The sequence below is a fragment of the Bradyrhizobium sp. PRIMUS42 genome (assembly GCF_023006515.1).
Lineage (GTDB): Bacteria > Pseudomonadota > Alphaproteobacteria > Rhizobiales > Xanthobacteraceae > Bradyrhizobium.
Window position 1 is genome coordinate 1 of sequence record NZ_JALBGZ010000900.1, and the last position, 2,197, is coordinate 2,197.

The 2,197-nt window shown below is 65.0% G+C and carries 1 protein-coding gene and 1 pseudogene; one reads left to right on the forward strand and one right to left on the reverse strand.

What is annotated here, in order from left to right:
- Positions 1–143 (reverse strand): annotated as a pseudogene (locus tag MOV75_RS35390) (glycosyltransferase family 1 protein); the annotation flags it as partial.
- A gap of 205 nt (positions 144–348) precedes the next feature.
- Between MOV75_RS35390 and MOV75_RS35395 the strand changes: the two are divergent.
- The coding region (locus MOV75_RS35395) for a GumC family protein (protein WP_247007663.1) at positions 349–2,197 on the forward strand (1,849 nt) is incomplete at its 3' end.

Here is a 2,197-nt window from a genome sequence, read left to right on the forward strand (position 1 = left end):
GTCAGGCTGTCGGCGAGGATGCCGACATGATGGCCGCGGTCGACCTGGCCGTTGGCGACGTCGAGGATGTGGCGGAAGATGCCGCCGACAGGGGCGCGCACGGCGTGCAGGATGCGAAGCGGCCGGTCAGGAGAGGGGAGCATGAATCAAAACCAGCGCTCGACGGCGAATGCCGAACAATTCCTACGAAAATATCGAGACGGATTAAGGGGCCTCGTGGTTAACAAACGGTGACCAGCGCGAGCGCGACGACCGCCGGATGTTGCGATTAACCCAGCGGCAACCTTAATGGAGTGTAATCGTCCCGGTTGAGGTAGCTTAGTGGCGTTGCCCCTGCGGGAGTGTTCGATGCGTTTAGCGTTTTGGCGTGCCGGCAAGGACAAGGCGGTGGTTGCGCGGGCCGTTGCAAAGCCCAAGGCCGAAGTTGCGTCCAAAGCTGAAAAGGCTGAAGCCAAGGTCGAGCCCAAGATTGAGGTCAGGCCTGCGCCGATCGTCACCAAGCAGCCACAAGTCGAGTCCGGCGACATCGACCTGCACGCGCTCGGCGCGGCATTGGCGCGCAGGCGCGGCTGGATCATCGTGCCGACGGTGCTGGCGCTCGTCGCATCCGTTGCCGTCGTCAATCTCGTTACGCCGCGCTACAAGTCCGAATCGCGCATCCTGATCGATGGCCGCGAGAACGTGTTCCTGCGCCCGAGCAGCGACCGTACCGAGGAGCGCCAGGCGCTCGACGCCGAGGCCGTCACCAGCCAGGTGCAGCTGGTGCTGTCGCGCGATCTCGCGCGCGAGATCATCAAGAAGAACAAGCTCGCCGAACGTCCTGAATTCGATCCGGTGCTGCAAGGCATCTCGCCGCTGAAGTCGCTGGCCGCGATGGTCGGTATCGGCCGCGATCCGTTTTCGATGACGCCGGAAGAGCGCGTGCTCGATGCCTATTACGACCGTCTGCAGGCCTACGCCGTCGACAAGTCGCGCGTGATCGTGGTCGAATTCCAGTCCGCCGATCCGGAACTTGCCGCCCGCGTCGCCAATTCGATCGCCGACGGTTATCTCGTGCTGCAGCAGGGCGTTCGCCAGGAGCAGGCCAAGAACGCCAGCCAGTGGCTCGCCGGCGAAATCGAGAGCCTGCGCAAGAAGGTCTCCGACGCCGAGGCCAGGGTCGAGGACTTCCGCTCCAAGTCGAGCCTGTTCGTCGGCACCAACAACACCACGCTGTCGAACCAGCAGATGGGCGAGGTGAACACTCAGCTCAACAACGCGCGCTCGATGAAGGCGGATGCGGAATCCAAGGCGCGGCTGATCAAGGAGATGCTTCAGAGCGGCAAGCCGATCGAAGCATCCGAAGTCGTGAACTCCGAACTGATGCGGCGGCTGTCGGAGCAACGGGTGACGTTGCGCGCGCAGCTCGCCGAACAATCATCCACGCTGCTCGGCAATCACCCGCGGATCAAGGAGCTGAAGGCCCAGCTTGGCGATCTCGACAACCAGATTCGCGACGAGGCGGCCAAGATCTCCCGCTCGCTCGAAAGCGACGCCCGGATCGCCAGCGGCCGGGTCGATGGCATGACCGTGAGCCTCGAGCAGCTCAAGAAGCAGGCCGCCTCGACCAACGGTCAGGACGTCCAGCTCCGCGCGCTGGAGCGCGAGGCCAAGGCGCAGCGCGATCTGCTCGAGACCTACCTAGCCAAGTACCGCGAGGCCAATACCCGAGAGACCATCGACACGGCGCCGACTGATGGCCGCATCATCTCGCGCGCCATCGTCTCGAACACGCCGGCCTATCCGAAGAAGCTGCCGATCGTGCTGATCGCGACGATCGCGACGCTGCTGCTCTCGTCCGGCGTCGTCGTCACCGGCGAGCTGCTGCGCCAGACCGCGCCGCGCGCCGTGGCGGCGGTGCTCCCTGCGCAAGCGCCGATGCGCCAAGAAGTGAAGGTCCAGCCGACCGTCGCTCCCGTCGTTGATCCTGGCATCGATCCCGCTTTGGCAGAGCCCGCGCCGCTCCAGCCGGAGATGACGACCGATATGGACGTCACCGAATTCACCGAGATCGAGCGTCTCGCCGACAGCCTGCTTGCCGCCGGCGCTGCGGCGAAGAAGATCACGGTGCTCGGTACCGCGGCCGGCGAAGCCATCACGCTGTCGACGTTGACGCTCGCCCGGCATCTGGCGCGCGAGGCGCGCGTCGTCGTGGTCG